The following is a 528-nucleotide window of genomic DNA, read 5'->3' on the forward strand; positions in this document are numbered from 1 at the left end:
TCGTAGGTGTACGCGCCGGTGTGGTCCTGGCGTGCGTCGCCGGTGGTGGGGTCCAGGTCGGAGCGGATGAGGAAGTCGGCGCGGCCGTGGAAGGCGATCCGGTCGGTGAGGCGGTGGTGGAAGGCGCCCTGGTAGATGACGGGGACGCCGTCGTGCATGGCCTGGGCGGTCTCGCGGGCGGCGCGGGCCAGGTCGTGGTCGTCGGGTTCGGGTTCGGCGATGGTGGTGATGGTGCCGAACACCTCGCGCAGCCGGTCGAGTTCGGCCTTCTCGTGGGCCAGGCCGTGCTGGGCGATGAGGTCGTCGACGGGTTCGGGGTGGGGTGCGCCGGGCACGTGTGCGGCCAGTGCGCTCTTGAGCGCGGTGCGGTGGTCGCATTCGAGGGTGTCGACCAGGTCGGTGGGTGAGACGACCCATCCGGTGTCGGTACGGAACAAGGCCCGGTTCTCCCCTGCGTGTCGGCGATCGTGGTGGTGCGGGATTGTGTCACGTGGGGGTGACGAGTGGGCCCCACGGGCGGCAGGGGGT

1 pseudogene is annotated in these 528 nt (G+C 71.0%); it reads right to left on the bottom strand.

Annotated elements, in window-relative coordinates:
- A pseudogene (locus DSY14_RS28080) lies at window positions 1-437 on the bottom strand (ATPase); the annotation flags it as partial.
- Window positions 438-528: the final 91 nt, after the last annotated feature.

The sequence above is a fragment of the Nocardiopsis sp. MG754419 genome, assembly GCF_018207095.1.
Lineage (GTDB): Bacteria > Actinomycetota > Actinomycetes > Streptosporangiales > Streptosporangiaceae > Nocardiopsis.